This window comes from Solibacillus sp. FSL H8-0538 (genome assembly GCF_038003525.1).
In the GTDB taxonomy this organism is placed as follows: Bacteria; Bacillota; Bacilli; order Bacillales_A; family Planococcaceae; genus JBBOPI01.
Genome location: NZ_JBBOPI010000001.1, coordinates 2,975,474 through 2,995,720 on the forward strand (window position 1 = coordinate 2,975,474; position 20,247 = coordinate 2,995,720).

General features: G+C 36.3%; 14 protein-coding genes. 5 read left to right on the forward strand and 9 right to left on the reverse strand.

What is annotated here, in order from left to right; genetic code table 11:
- Positions 1-146: 146 nt before the first annotated feature.
- From MHH87_RS14245 to MHH87_RS14260, 4 genes are all read left to right on the forward strand, one after another.
- Positions 147-1,535: a glycosyltransferase gene (locus MHH87_RS14245; RefSeq protein WP_340749920.1), complete on the forward strand. Its 1,389-nt coding sequence runs from the start codon at positions 147-149 to the stop codon at positions 1,533-1,535.
- A gap of 39 nt (positions 1,536-1,574) precedes the next feature.
- Positions 1,575-2,258, forward strand: coding sequence for a WbqC family protein (locus MHH87_RS14250; protein WP_340749921.1), 684 nt, complete (start codon positions 1,575-1,577; stop codon positions 2,256-2,258).
- A 46-nt stretch (positions 2,259-2,304) separates the two neighbouring features.
- Positions 2,305-2,988, forward strand: a complete 684-nt coding sequence (locus MHH87_RS14255) for a PIG-L deacetylase family protein (RefSeq protein WP_340749922.1) — start codon at positions 2,305-2,307, stop codon at positions 2,986-2,988.
- Between the two features lie 83 nt (positions 2,989-3,071).
- On the forward strand, positions 3,072-4,079 hold the full coding sequence (locus MHH87_RS14260; RefSeq protein ID WP_340751008.1) for a DegT/DnrJ/EryC1/StrS family aminotransferase: 1,008 nt from the start codon (positions 3,072-3,074) through the stop codon (positions 4,077-4,079).
- Positions 4,080-4,170: 91 nt separating this feature from the next.
- Here the strand turns inward: MHH87_RS14260 and MHH87_RS14265 are convergent, their stop codons facing one another.
- A complete protein-coding gene (locus MHH87_RS14265; protein ID WP_340749923.1) occupies positions 4,171-5,868 on the reverse strand; it encodes a methyl-accepting chemotaxis protein in 1,698 nt (565 codons plus the stop codon).
- Complete coding sequence (locus MHH87_RS14270) at positions 5,858-7,495, reverse strand: pyridoxal phosphate-dependent decarboxylase family protein (RefSeq protein WP_340749924.1); 1,638 nt, start codon at positions 7,493-7,495, stop codon at positions 5,858-5,860. Before MHH87_RS14270 ends, MHH87_RS14265 begins: the two co-directional genes overlap by 11 nt.
- A gap of 669 nt (positions 7,496-8,164) precedes the next feature.
- On the opposite strand from MHH87_RS14270, the gene MHH87_RS14275 reads away from it, so the two are divergent.
- Positions 8,165-8,836, forward strand: coding sequence for a hypothetical protein (locus MHH87_RS14275; RefSeq protein WP_340749925.1), 672 nt, complete (start codon positions 8,165-8,167; stop codon positions 8,834-8,836).
- Between the two features lie 172 nt (positions 8,837-9,008).
- Here MHH87_RS14275 and MHH87_RS14280 read toward each other — a convergent pair whose 3' ends face one another.
- The 7 genes from MHH87_RS14280 to MHH87_RS14310 form a co-directional block, all read right to left on the reverse strand.
- The gene (locus MHH87_RS14280) at positions 9,009-9,833 is read right to left on the reverse strand and encodes a 3D domain-containing protein (RefSeq protein WP_340749926.1); all 825 of its coding nucleotides are present in this window, start codon (positions 9,831-9,833) and stop codon (positions 9,009-9,011) included.
- 303 nt (positions 9,834-10,136) lie between these two features.
- A complete protein-coding gene (locus MHH87_RS14285; protein ID WP_340749927.1) occupies positions 10,137-10,961 on the reverse strand; it encodes a methyl-accepting chemotaxis protein in 825 nt (274 codons plus the stop codon).
- 309 nt (positions 10,962-11,270) lie between these two features.
- Positions 11,271-12,107, reverse strand: coding sequence for a bifunctional hydroxymethylpyrimidine kinase/phosphomethylpyrimidine kinase (gene thiD / locus MHH87_RS14290; protein ID WP_340749928.1), 837 nt, complete (start codon positions 12,105-12,107; stop codon positions 11,271-11,273).
- A gap of 527 nt (positions 12,108-12,634) precedes the next feature.
- Complete coding sequence (locus MHH87_RS14295) at positions 12,635-13,702, reverse strand: S-layer homology domain-containing protein (protein WP_340749929.1); 1,068 nt, start codon at positions 13,700-13,702, stop codon at positions 12,635-12,637.
- 389 nt (positions 13,703-14,091) lie between these two features.
- On the reverse strand, positions 14,092-15,324 hold the full coding sequence (sstT, locus tag MHH87_RS14300; RefSeq protein ID WP_340749930.1) for a serine/threonine transporter SstT: 1,233 nt from the start codon (positions 15,322-15,324) through the stop codon (positions 14,092-14,094).
- 359 nt (positions 15,325-15,683) lie between these two features.
- Positions 15,684-17,369: a methyl-accepting chemotaxis protein gene (locus tag MHH87_RS14305; RefSeq protein WP_340749931.1), complete on the reverse strand. Its 1,686-nt coding sequence runs from the start codon at positions 17,367-17,369 to the stop codon at positions 15,684-15,686.
- A gap of 889 nt (positions 17,370-18,258) precedes the next feature.
- Positions 18,259-19,836 (reverse strand): alkaline phosphatase family protein, encoded by a 1,578-nt coding sequence (locus MHH87_RS14310; RefSeq protein ID WP_340749932.1) that lies wholly within the window; start codon positions 19,834-19,836, stop codon positions 18,259-18,261.
- Between the last annotated feature and the right edge of the window lie 411 nt (positions 19,837-20,247).

The window sequence follows — 20,247 nt, forward strand, 5'->3', positions numbered from 1 at the left end:
GATATTGATACAAGAATAGTAATGATTAGCAATAGAAAACTCCTAATTTTGTACATCTTTATGGAAGCGAAAGTGTACAGAACTGTGTTGACGCATAAGTCGAAGTTAAACTCCACCATATAAATAGTATAAGGGATGGTGGAAAAGTGATATTTGAAGATAACACAGGAAAACGTTGGTTCAAAATAAAGGCCCTTTTTCTCATAGGATTGATGTTGTTGCTTGCATCACTTTCGACATATGTACTTAATCTATACCGAATTATAGATTTCCCAATAATTAATGTGATAAATATGCATTTGTTCAATGTGATGAAAAAGTTATTTATATCTTATCTATTTATTACGATCATAATTGGGTTTCTTCGCATGTTAATAATATTCTACTTTTGTTTTAGACAACTGAGAAGGCAAAAAATAATTCGAGAGCATCACAGTGTAACAAAGAATTTTTTCAAATTGTATAGACCAAGTGTAACGGTAATTATTCCCGTCTTTAACGAGGAGGTTGTTATTAATAGAACGATTAAAGGAATATTAAAAACACGGTATTATCCATTAGTTGAAATTCTTGTTATCGATGATGGGTCGACGGATCAAACAGTGAAAATCATTGAAAAAGAATTTGCCAATAATCGTAGAGTGAAATTAATTAAGAAAAATAATGGTGGCAAATCTTCTGCACTGAACTTAGGAATTCAATGTGCACAGGGCGACATTATTATCACCATTGATGCAGATACAATTATTGAAAAATCTACAATTGCTCATTTAGTCAGTAATTTTTCAGATCCTCGTGTTGCAGCTGTATCTGGAAATTGTAAGGTTGGGAACATTAAAAACCAATTAACGCTCTGGCAACATATCGAGTTTGTTACCTCAAATAATTTAGATAAAAGAGCGTTTGAAGAACTTAGTTGTATAACAGTTGTACCAGGATCAAATAGCGCTTGGCGTAAGAGTGTTATTGAAAAAATCGGGTATTTTCATCATGATACATTAGCAGAAGACACCGAACTAACATTTAGAGTCTTGAATGCTGGGCACAAAATTGTATATGAAGATCGCGCCCTTTCTTATGAGGAAAGTCCTGAAACATTAAAGGATTTCATTAAACAGCGGATTCGTTGGTCATATGGGATTTTACAAGCCGCCTGGAAACACAAAAAGAATATTATTACCTCTTCAAATAAAACACTAAAATACTTCGCAGTTCCAAGCTTGTTATTTTCATACTTACTTTTTTTAACTTCTCCTCTGGTAGATATCATTTTTATTGTTTCAGTTTTATCGGGAACAACATCAATCTATTTGTTTGCATTGCTTTTTTATCTGACTGACTTTTTAAACTCTTTTATTGCATTTAAGGTTGGCAAAGAAAAGATGAAGCCGCTTATATGGTTGTTTATCCAAAGAATAGGATACCGTTACTTATTAGCTTACGTTACATGGAAAGCTCTAATATCGGCCTTACGCGGTGAAAGTATAGGTTGGAATAAGTTAAATCGTTCAGGAAATAACGAATACAAATCTTGAGATTCTTGACACCTGTTTCAAAAGGAAGGTAGTGAGATTATGAAAATAGCGATTCATCAACCGAACTATTTACCATGGATTGGGTACTTTGATAAGTTGGAACAGGTAGATCAGTTTGTACTATTGGATAAAGCAGTTCATTCAAAAAGTGGATTTATTCATCGAAATAAAATTAAAACGCCTAATGGTCCCCTAGTTCTAACTGTCCCTTTGAAGAATAAAGAACAACCAATTAACGAATTACAAATAGCGAATAATGTTAATTGGCCAGTTAGTCATTGGAAAGCAATCGAGGCGAATTATAAAAAATGTCCGTATTGGGCTACGTATAAAGATGGGTTTGAACAACTCTATCGCAGTAAGTGGGAGAATGTTGCTACGCTAAATATTACGCTTATTAAACATATCAATGCACTGCTAAATATTACGACCAAAATATTACTGGAATCTGATTTCGAACTAGATTTTGGCAATGGCAATACGAGAAATGTGAACATCGTATCCCATTTAGGTGGCGATGTTTATTTATCTGGGGTTGGCGCACGAGTTTATAATGATATACGTGAATTTCATGATAATCAAATAGAGCTTGTATACCAAGATTTTAAACACCCTGAATACCCTCAACGCTTTGGAGATTTCCAGCCTAATCTTTCAATTATTGATATGCTCTTTAATTGCGGTCCTGAAACGATGGAAATGATTCGAAAGCAAAGACGCTAAAATGGTTGGTGTTAACATCAATGGAGAAAATAAAGGAGGTGAAATTATGATTACGTCAGGATTGGAAAAAATCTTAATAATTGCCCCACATGCAGACGATGAAGTTCTAGGTTGTGGCGGACTAATCGAAAAGGCATGTAGATATAATAATCAAGTTAAAGTTGTTGTATTATCGGTTGGCGATATAGTTTTCCCGCACAGTAATGAAAAGGTATTAGGAACAACGCGAATAAAGGAACTAGAAGAAGCATTAGAGGTACTCGGATGTAGTGATTTTGAAGTAATGTATCAGGATAAGGATTCTCTTCTCGACACGATTCCGAAAGCTGAGATCATTGCAAAACTAGATAAAATTTTAAATGATTTTATTCCTACCATGGTATTTATCCCTCTCCCTAGCTACCACCAAGACCACGTTGTTCTATTTGAAACTTGTTTTGCAGCACTTCGACCAAAGCCCAACCGATTTATCAAACTGATTGCCATGTATGAATACCCACTTATTTCGTGGCAGTATCAAAAGTTTTGGAATACGGGGGAATTATACTTAGATTTATCCAATACCATTCAAAAGAAAGTAGAGTCGTATTTAAAGCATAAATCCCAAATTCGTCCTCATAACCATCTTATTTCTCCAGAAAGCGTAATAAAATGGGCTGAAATGAGAGGATTAGAAACCGGGCTGGCGTATGCAGAAAAATATTATATTTTGCGTTCCCATTTGCTCTAGACAGGAAAAAGGCAGAACTGTAAAGGAGGAAGTGATTTCACATAAATAAAAAGAACACGCACAAGTCGAATAGTCTTGGTCCTATCCCGCATAATCGTCCAACATTAGGGCAAGAAGAAGAAAATATGGCGATAAACGTTCTTCAGTCAGGATGGCTTGCCCAAGGAACTGCAGTGGAACGTTTTGAAAATGACATGTGTGACTTTTTAGGTTTACCGCAAGGCTCAGCAGTGGCCGTCTCAAGTGGAACTGCTGCACTCTATTTAGCGCTAGTAGCTCTTGAAGCAAAAGGAACGAATATTGCTTTTCCAGCCTATTCATGTTCTGCCTTAAGAAATGCAACTGCTTTAGCTGGAGGAAATCCATTATTAATCGATAGTAGGATGGATAGCCCGAACATGAATATTGAAACCATCGACCATGCAACAAATATAGCCATTATTCCACATATGTATGGATTGCCGCAGGACTTTTCAAAACACCCTTGTAAGATACGTGTAATTGAAGATTGCGCTCAAGCATTAGGAGCTAGTGTAAATAAAACTCCTGTTGGATTACAAGGAGATGCCGGTGTATTTTCATTTTATGCGACAAAGTTAATAACATCTGGTGGCCAGGGGGGGATGGTGGTGTCAAAGGACGCTGCCATGATTGAAGCCCTTAAAGATTATCGGCTATTCGACCGGAGATCCGATGCAAAAATCCGATTCAATTTTCAAATGACTGATTTACAAGCTGCCATTGGAAGTGCTCAGTTACGACAATTCTCAAAATTCCTGAAAAGAAGAGCCGAAATTTTCCAACAATATCAAGAAGCCAACTTCCCTTTACTCGATGCAAGTGCGGGCGTACAGCCTGTTCGTTTCCGCGCCATTTTACGGACAACGAAGCAAGAAGATATAATCGCTGCGTTAGCTAGGCATAATGTTTCAGCAGGTGTACCCCTTCAAGATTGGGAATTGCTCGGTCCAAAAGAACTCTATCCAGCTGCCTATTATTGGACTCAAAATACGGTTTCCTTGCCTATCTATCCTTCGCTTACAGATGAAGAAGTAAATCTAATCATTAATATTGTCGGAAATGTATTGTGAGTAGACATCGCACATTTAATTTGACCATAGTAAAAAGAGTGTAGATACAGTTGAAATCCAACTATATCTACACTCTTAAATTTTTTTATTCCTATAGTTCAAATCGTGTCATTGACTGTCGTAATTGTTCACCCATGGTAGCTAAATTAGTTGCTGATGAAGCAATTTCTTCGATACTCGCTGACTGTTCTTCTGTTGCGGCCGCTACGGTTTGAATGTTTGATGTACCTGTTGCAACCGAGTCATTGACATCACGAATAGTTGTTGAAATATTAGATAAATCATCATTAACTGTTTGAATCGATTTTTGAACTTCGATCATTTTCGATGCAAGTTCATTAACCGATTGATAAATATCACCGAAGGAAGTACCTGCAAGTTCAAATGTTTTTGTACTTTCCTCTAAGTTTTTATAGCTGTTTGACATTGCATCGACTGCAAGAGATGATTCCTTTCTAATAACATCAATCCGTGTCGTAATATCACTAGCTGCATGCTGTGATTGATCGGCAAGTTTACGTACCTCTTCTGCTACGACTGCAAACCCTTTACCATGTTCGCCAGCACGCGCCGCCTCAATTGATGCATTTAATGCTAATAAATTTGTTTGTTCTGTAATAGCTGTAATTAAATTTACAATTTCACCAATTTCCTTTGTATAGTCACTTAAGCGATTAACAATACCTGAAGTGTCTGAAATCATGCTAGTTGTTACCGACATTTGACTAACAGCGTTTTGAATTAAATTATTCCCTTCTTGAGCAGATGTTGTTGTTGTATAGGCATTTTCAGTAACGTCTTTTGCAAATTCCGTCACGTCTATTAACTGTTGAGAAATGCCGGATACCGTAATTGAAACACTATTCATCGCATTCGTTTGACCATCTGCATTTTGTGCAATTTCCTGAACTGATGATGTAATTTCTTCGATTGTTGCACTCGTTTGTTCTACACTAGCAGATAACTCCTCTGAGGTAGCTGCTACGTGCTTTGAATTTACATTCACTTGTACAATTAGATGACGTAAATCATCAACCATCGTAAATAACCCCTTCGCTAACATAGATATTTCATCTTCATTATTCAGGTTAAACGTTGGTACATTAAGTTTCCCTTGTGAAACTTCAGTTACATACGCCAAGGCATTATTAATTGGTTTAATCGTGCGGCGACTAATGACATATGAAATAATAATTCCCGAGATAATTGCTAAGATGGATATAGCTGTAGAAATCCATAAGATGATATTTTGAATATCTTTAACAAATGATGCATCCATATCTAATCCTAAGATGATCTCAGTTCCCTCAAATGGAACGAAAATAGACTTATGTATACCATATTCATCTTCATATACTTCACTAATCTCGACCTTTTGATTATCGATTGCACTATGCATTAACGAATTAAATACATATCCCGCATCATGATTATCCGTTTTACTTAATGCTACAATATGTTCTGTACCACCAGCTCTTGATAGTAAATAAACATTTTCGACCCCATACTTACGTTGCATTTCATTGACCAATTTTAATAATTGGTCATACTTTGACATATCGTCCTCGTCAGCACCAAGCACTAAATCCTTGTCTGTACCTTCCTTTATTTCACCAGATATTATTTTTAATGAAGATTCAAATTGTGTAATAACATAATTATCAATGATTTTTGTTGAAGTTATATACAATACCAAACTGAATAAAACTGAAATGATAGCAATGGGTAGGATAAAACTTAACATAAATTTGAAAAACAATGAATTTTTAAATTTCAATCTATACTTCAACGTGAATACCCTCCAAGTTTGATAATGAAAGCTTTAATGATTCGATAATGGCTGGAATATGATGCACTTCTGTATAAGGTGATATTGCAAATAATTTTGCAGCAGCAATGGGTACTAGTTCACTCGTATCACTTGCTCGTACTGTACAAACTCGCGTCGTGTCACCAAAGAAGATTTGATCCCTATTTTCTCCCAAAATTTCAAAAAGCTTTTCATTCATCTCATTAATAGAAGTAATTTGCGCTTTCGTCATGACGCCATTCTGTTCTTTGTTCCATGCATTGCCTGCAGGATAAAAACGAAATGCCGTGACAGGTCCAATATTTTCTGGATTTACGATTTGGAAGCTTAAGTTCGACTGAGTCAGCTGCTTACGAAAAGCTAAATTAACTCTTACATAGTTTGCCAAAATTGTTTGATAACCTGTTTTCCCGAATGCAGTTAGTGCTGCAAAAATGGCGATAGAACTGCCCATACGCGAGCATTCCAGTGTATATCCTGTATGATATGTACCGTAGCCTCGATTTCCTACATATGGTGTATCAAAATCATCTAAATCAAGTAAGCCTAAACTACTCCCATCCTTCACTAAAAATAAACTTGTTAAGTACGGTGTTTGACCTAGCTTTTGAAAATCAAAGCATAGAGAATCAGCTAAGTATAAATTTTTCATGCGCTTCGTAATTTGTTGCAACCCTTCCAGTACATCCTGCTCAAACTGTAATGGGTTACTCGCGTAATCATAATCATTGAAAAACGCATAAAATCCACCTAAAGCCGAATCCGCATGAATATGGATTGGTTTTAGATTGTAACGTTGCTCAATTGACATTGTAATGTATTTAATAGTAGCCATATCATCAATTCCAAAGCTGTCTGTGGTACCAGTAGTAGCTACGATGTACACAGGAATACCGCCTTTAGCAATTACTTCTTCAAGGCGATATTGTAGGTCTTCCATATCCATGGCATGATCTTTACCGGCCTTTACTCTTATTAAGTGATTGCTACCAATTCCTACCGCTTCAATCGATTTCAATAAACTATAATGCGCATTTTCAGAGGCAAAACAGTATAAATTATTCGGTACACCCTCTTCTTTCGCATGAGGGAATTGTTTAGCAATAGCTAGTCGTAAACCACTAAATACAGCACCTTGCCCTCCCCATGTTGTGTAGCCAAAGCTTTTCGTAAAGTCATAACCTACGATTTTAGACATCATTGAAATGATTTTCACTTCACACTCTGCCGCCGCTGGACCATAAACATCCCATAGGTTATTACCATTTAACAAAGAATTCGTAAGCGAACCTAGTACACCAGGAACACTGGCCATTGGTAATACATTTGTCACAAAATTATGTGTATGGTATGGATGACCTTCCATTAATTCCACTAAATCCTCCACAACCGTGTCCAGTGAAGAGCCTATTTCTGGAACAGTATGCTGTTCCATTAGCTCTTGATAAAAAAGAGGAGATCTCGATCTTTTTTCACCAAGTATTGTTTTATTCGGATCTTTTAGTTCATCCATTGTAGTCAATATCTTTTCGATATGATTTAAGATTACTTCCCTCTGAGAAGTGTTCCCGTCCTCGCTTTGAAATAATTGTTGTACTTTTTTCATTTATTACTGCCACTACCTTCCGAAAAAAAATTAGATAAATTTACATATTTACATAACTGTAATAATCCCTAGATATATTACTATAAAATCCCATAAAACAACACATTTATTGGAATATAATTCAAAACAGATAAAATGACCTAAATTTTCGGCATTCAAAATCACTATTAATTTTACAATAATTTCAATTAAAATCTTAGGAGTAAATTCTTTAATACACTCTAGTTATTATTTTTAAATCATTATCTCGAAAAAATTCCAAAAACTATTTCGTTACCTGGCACGTACACCATTCATCGTAAAAATACTATTTTTTATTTCTAGTCATATAAAAAACCTTCCAATTCTTTGTTTGAATTAGAAGGTTTAAGAGCAAAAATCCGTATAAAAATAGTGAAAATCTCTAGTTAGCACAATGGGAATCTTACAAAGGAGTTTGCCTATCATTCACTTTCTCTCATCTACCATAAAACGAATTAGGTCTTATATTATTTAGATTAAATCAAAACTTCTACCGTGAAAATTTATGATTTACGTTCATGAAACGAATAAAAATACATTTATTAAATCCTTATTTTCATATCACATCCTTAAGCACAGCTGTGTATCCTAGTGAAGGAACCTAATTCTAAAGTTCAACAGTAGGTTTAGGAAAGGAGTGAATATATAGTGTACCCTTACTCAAATACGTATTACTCGTATCCTCTAAACGCTGCCTATCAACCTTCTTCATACTCGCAATATACCGCACCAATTAGACATTTATTGAAACAACATCCGTACTATAATGATTGTCGTTGCATTAGCAAGGCAGAAGTCGAATTAAAAAGTATGAACCGCTTGCTTTGGTTGGAGCATGTCAACTGGACTAGGATGACCATAAGTAGTATTGTATTTAACTTACCTGATTTACCATTTGTACAAGAGCGACTTTTGCAAAATGCGACCGATTTAGGGAATTTCCTTCGTCCTTTTTATGGCGATCAACTTGCAGACCGTTTTGCTGTACTTATCAAAGAACATTTAGTGATTGCTGCTGAGTTAGTAACAGCAGCTGTAAAGGGCGATACCCAAACAGCAGATGCTAAAGAGAAGGAATGGTATCGTAATGCAGATGATATTGCAGCATTTTTAAGCAGCATTAATCCATATTTAGGAAAAGAAGAACTACAGAAAATGTTCTACACACATTTAGCTTTAACGAAATCGGAAGCAGTTAGTATGATTCAGAAAAACTATAAATTATCTATTGATATTTTTGATCAAATTGAAGCACAAGCCTTGGAAATGGCAGATATGATTTCATCAGCTATAATCATGCAATTTCATTGTCTGTTCTAGCGTTTCTCCATTAAAGAATTATAGTATTTAGTGCTTGGCACATACACAATTTAGAAAGCCACAACTCGCCGAAAATAGGGCGAGTTGTGTCCTTACGCATGTGGACGGAAAGTAATACTTGCTTACCCACAAACAAAGAGAGTGGTCTCAAATACTTTGAGACCACTCCTCCTTAATACAGCACTTTTAACTTTACTGTTTTGACTCCCCATGCCATCGCATTTTCATGAGATGGAATAAAAACATCAATTTTATTCCCTTTAATGGCCCCACCTGTGTCGCCAGCAATTGCCTCTCCGTATCCTTCCACCCAAACCATTGTCCCAAGTGGAATAACCCGCGGATCAACTGCAATTACTTTTTGATTTGGATTGGCACGTAAATCAATCCCATAAGCTGTCGTCCCCGAACATCCTGTACAGTAAGCTGTATAGGCGGTTGCTGTAACAACCATCTCTTTAGACATTTCTTCAGCTGGGGGTACATCGATTTTCTCTTTCGATTCAACAATCGCAGGAGTAATTGGGTTAGACACTAACTCTTCCTGTTTTTCTGGCGCATTGCTTTTTAAGTCCACTTCGTTTACTTCTTCACCAAAGACCTTCAACTCATCTCCAGGGTAAATCGAATAACTCGTCAAATTATTCCAACTCATCAGCGACTCAAGTGAAACATTGTACGTCAATGCAATCCGATATAAGTTATCTCCTGCGGCAACCGTATGCATTTTGGGTTCTAGTGGAACATTCACGGTGTCTGTCGGTTCTGGTTGACCATTTGCAGTATCTGTCTGCTCTGGTTGCTCCTTCACAGTGACTGTCCGATCCGAATTATCCCTTGAATTACTATCCCTTTTCCAAGAACTATCCCTATCAGCAGAATCATATGGTGAATCTAGATTATTTGTGGAAATAGGAAAAACTGTAGATGCATAGGTTATTGAATACGTTGAGAATACGAGAAATGTAGTGACTAAAAACAACTTAATTTTCAACATAATATACCTCCAATGTATTTTTTTGTAATTTACCATCCAGTAATACCCAAATAATCTAAAAACCAAACACTATTATTTAGAAAAACACAACTCACTCAAAAGAGGGCAAGTTAATGTCTTACTTATGTGGGTGAAAAAGTTACCTTTTCTAATCTACATAAAAAAAGAAACCACCCTCCAAAACAGCTAAAATCTGTTTTGGAAAATAGTTTCTTAATGGCATATTCTAATTTTACAAAGACTCATAATTAGCCTAGCTAAATTACACTTACCTAGTCCTGTTTCATATAGCAATCCTTACTTTTAGCCTTTAACCTGACCAAGCTCCATTAATTTTTGACCAATTTCATGAATACCTGAATATGCGTCACTCATTTCATGCATGCTAGCCGTATATTCCTCTGTAAACGCAGCAATCTGAGTTGTAGACCCATTAATATAAGTAATTGATTCTTTTATTTTTTCAAGCTGTTTTGCGATATTATCTGCACTCTCAGTACTGCTTTGGGCCATCTTCTGAATTTCATTTGCAACTACTGCAAATCCACGTCCATGCTCACCTGAACGAGCCGCCTCAATGGATGCGTTTAATCCGAGAATTTTTGACTTCAGAGCTATATCCCTAACTACATTAACAATCGAATTAATTTGTTGGATATCGTTACTCATCGAATCGGAAAATCTTGCTAACTCTTCCAAACGCTTCGACACATCCGTACTAGCCACTGTTAATTCTTCAGTAGTTGCCGTCATTTCTTCAACAGAACTAGACAGTTCCGTTGCTACTCTTCGCATATTGTTTGTTTTTTCGTTTGAAATAACGCCTGTTACAACACCAACTAGTTTACCTTCGTCATAAATTGGTAGCGAAGATGCAATATAAGCAAATCCAAAAAGCTCGGGTCCTCTCTCTTCTCTTAAAAACTTACCGCTTCTAAGTGCTCTAATACTAGTAGTTTTACTATGTTTTTCAACAGTTTCGCCTATCTTAATTTTCAGATCTACTACTTTACCTCGTTTATACGCAACTACGCGTTCTGTATCGAAAATTAGAATACAAGCGTCCTCAGGGTACGTCGCTTGGTAAAATTCAATTGAATCAATTACAGCCTTTAGTTTAGTATTCATCGTATCCCCCATCCCCAAATTTATATCTATGTACTTGTATATTAATTATAGCCGAATTAATTTTTAATGCCTGTTTTTTATGAAATAAACAATTTTTTCTAAAAAAACACGAATATCCATCATATAAATCACTATTTTTTCTACATTTCATACTCATTAGACGAAGTATCTATATTCAATATGCATTAGTTTTTGTTGCCGAACTAATTAGAAAAGGATGTTCCATTATTAATCTGGAACATCCTCCTTTTGCGTTATTAAGAGTTAGATACGTGAAGTCAAGATATTTCATCTTTCCACCTCGTATGATTACTTTACTGAAACCAATTCAGAAATAACAACCCCCTGCTCGCCAACTTCTTTAAACGCACGGTGATCAATAGCACCGGCAACAGTTTCAAAAGGAATAAAACGACGAATGCCTGATGTAACGAATTTTTTAGCTAACAACACAGCATCCTGCACAGTTAAACCTTGTGCTAATCCAGCCGTAATTGCAGCAGAGTAAGAACAACCTGCACCATTTGTATGCGTCGTTTCGATACGCGGTGCTTCCAGTTGGATCATCCGATGACCATCATAAAGAATATCAATAGCAGGCCCATCTAGTCTTCCTCCTTTGACAAGCACATACTCTGGCCCGAGCTCATGTAAGTCATGTGCAGCATCTTGTAAGTCCGATAAAGTTGTTATCTCTCTACCTTCAAGTAAATACGTTGCTTCTGGCATATTGGGGGTAATAATTTTCGCTTGTGGCAACAGTTTCGTTTTCATCGCATCCATTGCCCCCTGTTCCATAAGAGCGGGTCCCACTTTCCCGAACATAACTGGATCGACGACGATATTTTTAACAGAAGTTGTTGGGAGCCAGTTTGCGACAAGCTCGATAATGTCCTTCGTAAATAACATACCTGTTTTTAGTGCATCAATATCAACTTGTTCGTTAATCGTATATAGTTGTGCCTCAATAACTTCAATGGGTTGTGTAAAGATGCCTTGTTTGGTTGTTGGATGCGTTGCAACAAACGCTGTAATGGCAGATGTTCCGTATACACCTAACTCTTGAAATGTTTTTAAATCGGCTTGAATACCTGCTCCACCGCGTGCAGCAGAACCTGCAATTGTACATGCTTTTGAAATACTCATATTCATTCAATTCTCCTTCTTTTTGAGGAGCTATCGCTTTAGCCCACGACCGCAATGTAACGAACAATGAAAATATTCGCTAATTTACCCATAATGTATGCCCAAGAGGTACTTCAAACGATAGCCATATATAGTAGAAGATTACACAACTCAGCCACAACATCAAAGTACCTATGCTTCATTTTTCACCTTGTTGAATCGAACTTTTTCTTCAGTGTTGTATGTGTTGTTCAAAAGGTGCTCCCTAAATTTCTAAATACTTCGTAAATTTATATCATGTTATTGGACCGTTTAAAATAGCCAAATCAACAAAATTATTAAAGGTCAGTTTTTATCGCTTCAATGCCTACAGCTTTATCTACTTATTCACTAAAGTAAGAGGTCTAAATTGAAGAAAGTACTTAAAGACAAAGGTAGATCAGTCAGCTTCCTACCTAAAAAATTGATTATTTTAATTCAAAAAAAGCACCACAAATCCGCTATGATTACGGGTTTGTGGCGCTCTATTTATTTATTTTTGCTCCTACTTATTCTTCACTAATAGACAATACTAGTGCCATTATTTTAGAGAATTGCGCGCGTGTCAGGTTACCTTTAGGATTGAATTTCCCACCATCCCCCCCAATAAGCCCTAATTGTTGCAAGAAGCCAATTGGTTTTACTGTGTCCTCTTGCATTTGCCCCTGATCTACAAATGTATTATTCATGCCAATTAACTTTGCATCATAGCCTTTTGCGACCAATAAACTTGCCGTTACATAGGCCATCTCCTCACGTGTCACAGGTTTATTTGGCTCGAAGGTATCGCCTTTAAAAATACCGATTAACCCATACTCTTGCAAAATCGCTACTTCTTTCGCACCCCAAAAGTTGTGAAGGTCGGTATATGTTGCTGGTCCTTCATAATCTGCATCGACATCTAAACCCGTTGTGCGGAAAATCATCGCCGCTAATTGACCACGTGTTACTTGACCATTTGGATTAAATGTTGTTTCAGATGTACCATTAATAATTCCTACTTGATAAAGTAATTGGACATAGCTTTCTGCCCAATGTCCAATTGTATCCGTGAAATACCCACCCGCTTTTAAATCGAAATCTACACGATTGATTACCTTAAAAAATTCATCAAGGTCTTGGCCACTTAACGCTTCCCATTTACCTGAAGCATAGATTTCTGCTTTAAAAGCTTGTCCAGCTTGGATAAATTTCAATTGAATGGCTTCCCCAAAAAGTTTATTAAACTCTTCATAGCTCTTCCGAAATTCATCTTCACCTTCCGTATAAAGGTTCGTGCCATCCTCGTACGATTGTAAAATTGTTTTTAACGGTATCTTTACCACAAAGCTATTTTGGCTTTTATTTGGAATTAATGTCATTCCGGCTTCCAAAAATTCTAACTTGGAGATTATGAACATTTTGTATAGGTCTTGATACGATATGCCTTGTACCTGAATCGTGTTCGTTGCAGCAAACAATTGCTTTTCATGGACAATACTAGAAACCTCGATATGTCCTTGTGCCTGTACTTGAAAACCAAACCCTGTTGTTAAGTAAGCAATACTTAATGCGCCTGCTAAAACTGACTTACGCAATTAACATTTCCCCTTCCTCTGTTTAGAGCTAGTGTACTTACTGGGCGCTTTCAACATGTTTCAAAACACAATTAATAAATGTATTCACCTTAATGGCATTTAACTCTAGCAATTGACCTTTAAATAAAATGAGGTAAAACATCCTTATACTAACATTCAGCAATTTAGCGTTATTACCTTCCGAACAAATTACCCCTTTTTAAAAGCATACTAAAGTATTAATAACGGCTACTGTTTTAGGAGTTAAATCCCATTAAACAGCAAAAACCCTTTGATCCATTTAGGAATCAAAGGGTTTTGTATATATGGAGAACGGCTCGAGTCAGACTCGCTGCTAGAAACTCCAAACCAACGCTTTTATTAGCATTTTTCTACTTTTACTTTAGTTTCTAGGAATTAATAATAACTTCCTTACCTTCTTTACGATTTTTAGCGTATTCAGCTGTAGCTGTGAAAAGTACGTCAGAAGATGAATTAAGTGCCGTTTCACAAGAATCCTGAATAACACCAATGATAAGACCAACCCCGACAACTTGCATAGCAATCTCATTTGGAATTCCAAATAAGTTACATGCTAGAGGAATCAGTAAAAGAGATCCACCGGCAACACCTGAAGCACCTGCAGCTGATACAGCGGCTAAAATACTCAGCATCAGGGCAGTTGCCATATCTACTTCAATCCCTAACGTGTGAACAGTGGCAAGTGTCAAAACAGCAATTGTCACCGCTGCCCCCGCCATATTGATTGTCGCACCGAGTGGGATCGATACCGAATACGTATCTTCATCTAAGTCTAGTTTTTCACATAAACTCATGTTCACTGGAATATTTGCAGCGGAGCTACGCGTAAAGAAGGCTGTAATACCACTCTCTTTTAAGCATTTAAGTACAAGTGGATATGGATTTTTCCGAATATAGATAAATACGATAATTGGATTCACGACAAACGCGATAAACAACATACATCCAACTAAAATTACAATTAATTTTCCGTATTCAAGTAATGTTGACAAGCCATTTGTTGCAATGGCATCAAAAACAAGACCCATGATACCAATAGGTGCTATATTAATTACCCATTTCACTACTTGAGAAACTGCATCTGAAAAATTATCGAGCGTGTTTTTCGTAGACTCACTCGCATTTTTCAATGCAATACCCAGAACGATCGCCCATGTTAGAATCCCAATATAATTGGCATTTAATAGCGCATCTACCGGATTATCCACAATGTTAAATAATAATGTTTCAATGACAGCAAGAATTCCTTCAGGAGGCGTAACACCTTCTGCTCCTGTAGTCAGTGTTAACGTTATAGGAAAAATAAAGCTAGCAACAACTGCTATTAATCCTGCTAAAAATGTACTTATAGCATAAAGAATAATAATAGATTTCATATTCGTTTGATGGCCACTTCTATGTTTAGCAATGGCATTCATAACTAAGAATAATACCAAGATTGGTGCAACCGCCTTTAATGCACCGACAAATAATGAACCGAAAATTGTGATCCCGCTTGCGGCATTCGGCATAGTTAAAGCCAAGATTGTCCCGACAATCAGACCAACAAGAATCCTTTTTACTAAACTCACATTGTTCCATTTAAGAATTAAATGTTTCATTTGTTTCCCTCCAAAATTTTTTGAAACTAGTAAAATAAAAGAGAGTACAGCCGATTCTCATCGATGAGAAAGTATGCACTCTTTTCATTTCGAAATAGTCTGATATTATACAATCTTAACATTATATTTAGAATAATAAAACAATTTTATTACTTTTACATATTTTTTTGATTTCTTTAAGAGAGTCTGAAGAGGGTTAGACTCTTTAATTTACATAATGGTACACGTAAGGAAAATGTGAACCGTGGCGTTGTTGCACAAGCATTATCACCTATTATTTCATTTAACCAATCTCTTGAAATAGTAACTATGAATTTCACAACTATTTAGGTGAAGGTGCACCGATTAATTTGAATGAATTATATTTTAAAGCGACGAACCAGCTCATTAAGCGAATCGGAAATGGTCGTTAATGTTTGCGCAACCGTTTGAATTTCTTCCATGGATGCTAGCTGTTCTTCTGTTGCAGCCGCCACTTCATGTGTGCTTTCAGAATTTTCCTTAAATAGTGAGGAAACCATTTCATACTTTTGTGTAACCATCGTGAAGTCAGCTGTTAGTTGTTCTGTTGCAGCAGCTATTTCTTGCACTTTTCCGGATACATGCGAGATGGATTGTATAATTTCATTAAATTGAACTGATGTAGCGGATGTTAATTGGACCCCACTACCGACATTTATTTTAACCTTTTTTATTGTTTGAACGGTTTCATTTGTTGTCTCTTGAATACGAGTGATTAGTGCTCTAATTTCATTTGTGGATCCACTTGATTGTTCAGCTAATTTACGTACCTCTTCTGCAACAACGGCAAATCCTTTTCCATGCTCTCCTGCTCTTGCAGCTTCAATTGCTGCATTTAAAGCGAGAAGATTTGTCTGGTTTGCTATTTCATTAATAAATGTAGTTATTTCACCAATTTTCACAGCATCCTCTGCAAGTGAATTGATATTTTTATCTGTTTCATCTACGGATTGATGAATTACCTCCATTGAAGAAACCATTTTCTCTACAGATTTTTCGCCATTATCCGCTTGTATGCTAACTTCATTCGTATACTCTGAAACTTCCGCTGTATAGAGTGTCATGCTTTCCAACCTTTGTAATGATTGCACTATTGCAATAGTGCTTTCACCCAAAATGTTAGATTGATTATCCATACTAATGGAGACATCATGTATACTTTCTGCAATTTGATTGGAGGTTAGTTTGGATTGTTCCGCACTCGCTGAAAATTCTTCCGAGGACGCTGCAACTCTTTCAGATGAAGAGCTAATTTGTGTAATCATCTTTCTTAATGAAGAAATAAACTGGTTAAACGAAGTTGCTACTTCCCCTAACTCGTCCTTGTTTTTTACATGGATCGTTTTCGTTAAGTCCCCGTTACCCTGAGCGATCTCATTCATCTGATCTTTCAATTGGCGTAAAGGTATTAAGATGGATTGTAAAAGTAATACGCCTAAAATGATTCCAGATCCTGTTGCTGCTGCAGAAACTGCCATCAATATTACTTGACTTAATTTAGATTGCGATTTCAAACTTGCGCTTGCTTCTTTTATTTTTTTATCTAATTGCTCCGTGTAACTTTCAAACGAAGGATCGAGTACCTCCTTACGAATTCTACGTTCTTCCCCAAAATGAATTTCTTCTGATTTCTTAGGATTGATTGTACTATTTTGAATAACTAACTGACTTTGATTCCAATATTCTTCGTAGTTTTTCTTCATCTCATTAATCATCTTTTGCTCTGAAGAAATAATTGTTAAGTCGCTTAATTTATCAAATTCATTTATTATATCTTTTGATTTTTCTTCCATTTGCCTCGAAAATGATTGATCATTTGTTAATAGTAGTGCCCGCTCATCATTAGAAAGTCCAGCAAGTCGATATTGAATTTGCTTAGTGATCGTTTTTATTTCCATCAGTTTATTTAATTCCTCATCTTTTGAGACAATCTTAGATACAGACCATGTACTAAATCCACCAATAGCCATGATTGATACTACCAAAATTGAGGTAACAAGAATAAGTCTTGTTTTAATACGCATACAGATCCTCCATCTATTTCATTAAATTTTTTCTACTAGCTAAACTAAGTGTAGTGGTTTCATTAAATTCATCATTAGGCTCGTACTCAATAGGGCAATGAAAAAGTTGATTTCTACTGAAAATTCTAATAAGTATATGCTAAATAGTGATAGGTCATTGGTGCTCTGGCACTCGCTTTCCGCGGGCGGTGGCGAGCCTCCTCGGGCCAACACGATGTTGGTCACAAAGGCGTTGCCACAGGACGTGGCGTTCTTAGCCTTCGTTCCTAAAAGCTCCTGCGGGGTCTCACCTGTACCGCTATTCCCGCAGGAGTCTCGCGCCGCCGCACCAATGCTTTCTGAATAAAATAAAGCAGAAGCATAAAATTACTATGAAAAAATACTGTTTCGGGGTTTTTCAGTACCCTCGCACTCAATAGCCGCTTTTTGCATTCGAAAGATAGAAACAAAATGCGAAACTATACAAAAGGTCATTTATCCAAAAAAATTCTTAAGCAAAGTTAGCACGCCTTATTGACTATTACTATTTTAATCACTACATATTTTGTACTAGACATTTTTTTATATTAACAAAATATTCAAGTTCAATCAAATTTATAAAAAAATCCCATTTTAACAGTTGTATCTTTATATTTTTGGTAAGGTTTTCTTGCTAAACATTCTATTAATTAAATTAAAAAAGGTAGTTTCCTACATTCCGATAATGTTTGGATGGCTGGCATTGATTGATTGGGAGAAACATATATTTAGGGAAAATTGTTATACTGCAAGAAAACAGGCTAATTGAGAGAAGCATTTATGCAGTCAGCTATTGAAGAAAAAAATCGAGCAGTTTGGCTTTTATCACATTTTCTAATCTATAAACAAGAAAAATTGAGTGACTCTACGCTTATGAGTCACCCAATAGTTGAAGAATCCATTCTTTCAGATCAACAAGTCGATTAGATTGAGGAGATTTATTCGTTCCTACAATAATAAGCGGCACAACCGAATCAACTTTATGGAGAGATCCATGCGCTCCCCCTCCAGCATGATCATGACTATGTTTTTCAATGAACTCATATGATGGTTTTGCATCCACTATGATCACATTCCCTTCTTGTGAATGAAGCGCACCATTTAGTCTTGCGAGGGCATCCGGATAATTATTATAGTGAATAACTCCTTGCTCATTAATTTTTAAATCTAAAAGAGATAAATCACCGTCTAATTGCCAAGATTGATTGTAAATATCGACATATGACCCGTTTGGTGAAAACGTCAATTCTTCATCGCTTTGTGTACTGACTACATGGTTGGTTTGTTCGTCTTTCCAAGCAATAAAACCAATTCGTTCATCTTCTTTTAGAATGGTAACAAGCTCTGATAACTTTACCTGATTATATTTCACATAAATGTAGGCCATTCGCTCATTAATCGCAATTGCTAGTTGACCATCTTCATTTTCGCGCTCCCAAAAAGTATAGTTCGGCAATAGTTCATTTAAATTAATTAAAGAAGTTTCTTTATCTTTATTTATGAACGATTGACCACTATCACCAAGCACAATCCATGTTACCTCTTGAACGGCTTCCTCCCAGGATGAATAGCTATTTAAAAGTTCTTGAAGTGCTTTATCGGCTTTCTCAATGCCCTTTAAATCAGTGGGGCCATTTTTGTGTATTGTTGCATCGGCATCGGGAAGATATGCGAGTGTAAATGAAGGTAGTTTATTTTGTTCGATTAAATAGCTCAGCTCATTTACAGTAAAATTATTATTGCCACCCAAACGATCCCAAATAAATTTATTACGGTCATTCTCTGGATTGTACTGAGATAAAGTGCCCAGAGAAAGCAATGTTGGTCCGTTCATCTCAATCTCTTTTGGCAAAAGATTGGCGATTGAAATTAGTTTGGGAACATGTAACTTGTGCGGATGACTTCCACGATAGATAAGACCATTAATGGAAGCAGATTGTAGATTCCGTATTGCAAGTTCTTCATGAATCGTTTTAATGTTTTGACTTAAATGCTCTTTATTGAGTTGAACAACACTATCAAGAGCTACGTTTTTAACCCCAAGATTCCATATTTCACTAACACCACTCCCATAGCTAATTACTCGATTTTCGTTTTCATGAAACCAAATAAGACCCGGAACTTTATGCTCGTTTGGATAAACGCCTGTTAGTATAGTACTATCTATCGTTACAGACATTGTCGGATACGAGCTCACTACATCGGTGTACAATTGGCCGTTATTGATCAAAAACGAGAAAGCAGGTGCTTTTCCCTCTCCAATCGCTTTTTGTAGAGGCTCCGCCATCAGCGAATCCACGGTAATTAGAATTATAGGTTTCTTAGGTGGTTCAACCGCTATATCTTCTAACTCCTTTGTCTGTGACATTGAAATTCCGAGTACAAGTCCTACACAAACCACAATGAATAAAATAAAAACAGTAAGTATTGTTCGTTTCAATAAAGTCACCTTTTTCTTTTAAGTAGAATTAGTATGGTGATTATTAAGGAATACATGCCCATAGAAAAAACCTCTTTTTAGGCTATAAAAAGAGGTTTTCCATGTATCAATATTAAAATTTTGTTTGTAATTTTGGCTCTACACCAAAATCTGAACTTGACAGAACTTTCCACTTCAGGCAGGCGCTTTCTTTTAAAGTAAAGGACATGTTTTGGTAAAGACCCTTCATTTTTAAGAGTTACCTTATGAACCCAACTTCACGAAAAGCATACTGAATTGAGCATCGTCTTTTTGATGCGCTTTACACATCGCTGTTATTACAGTGTCTTTTGGGAATTTTACGCCTATTTGTTGCTGCGTGAAACTTTCAGTAGTGATCGATTGACTGCGGTTCAAAATAATTCATTCAAAAAATTGGCT

Excerpts from the sequence above, each read along its gene's own strand:
- MHH87_RS14250 (WP_340749921.1), top strand. The coding sequence starts at position 1,575 with ATGAAAATAGCGATTCATCAACCGAACTATTTACCATGGATTGGGTAC.
- MHH87_RS14255 (WP_340749922.1), top strand. The coding sequence starts at position 2,305 with ATGATTACGTCAGGATTGGAAAAAATCTTAATAATTGCCCCACATGCA.
- MHH87_RS14270 (WP_340749924.1), bottom strand. The coding sequence starts at position 7,495 with ATGAAAAAAGTACAACAATTATTTCAAAGCGAGGACGGGAACACTTCT.
- MHH87_RS14280 (WP_340749926.1), bottom strand. The coding sequence starts at position 9,833 with ATGTTGAAAATTAAGTTGTTTTTAGTCACTACATTTCTCGTATTCTCA.
- MHH87_RS14285 (WP_340749927.1), bottom strand. The coding sequence starts at position 10,961 with ATGAATACTAAACTAAAGGCTGTAATTGATTCAATTGAATTTTACCAA.
- thiD (WP_340749928.1), bottom strand. The coding sequence starts at position 12,107 with ATGAGTATTTCAAAAGCATGTACAATTGCAGGTTCTGCTGCACGCGGT.
- sstT (WP_340749930.1), bottom strand. The coding sequence starts at position 15,324 with ATGAAACATTTAATTCTTAAATGGAACAATGTGAGTTTAGTAAAAAGG.
- MHH87_RS14305 (WP_340749931.1), bottom strand. The coding sequence starts at position 17,369 with ATGCGTATTAAAACAAGACTTATTCTTGTTACCTCAATTTTGGTAGTA.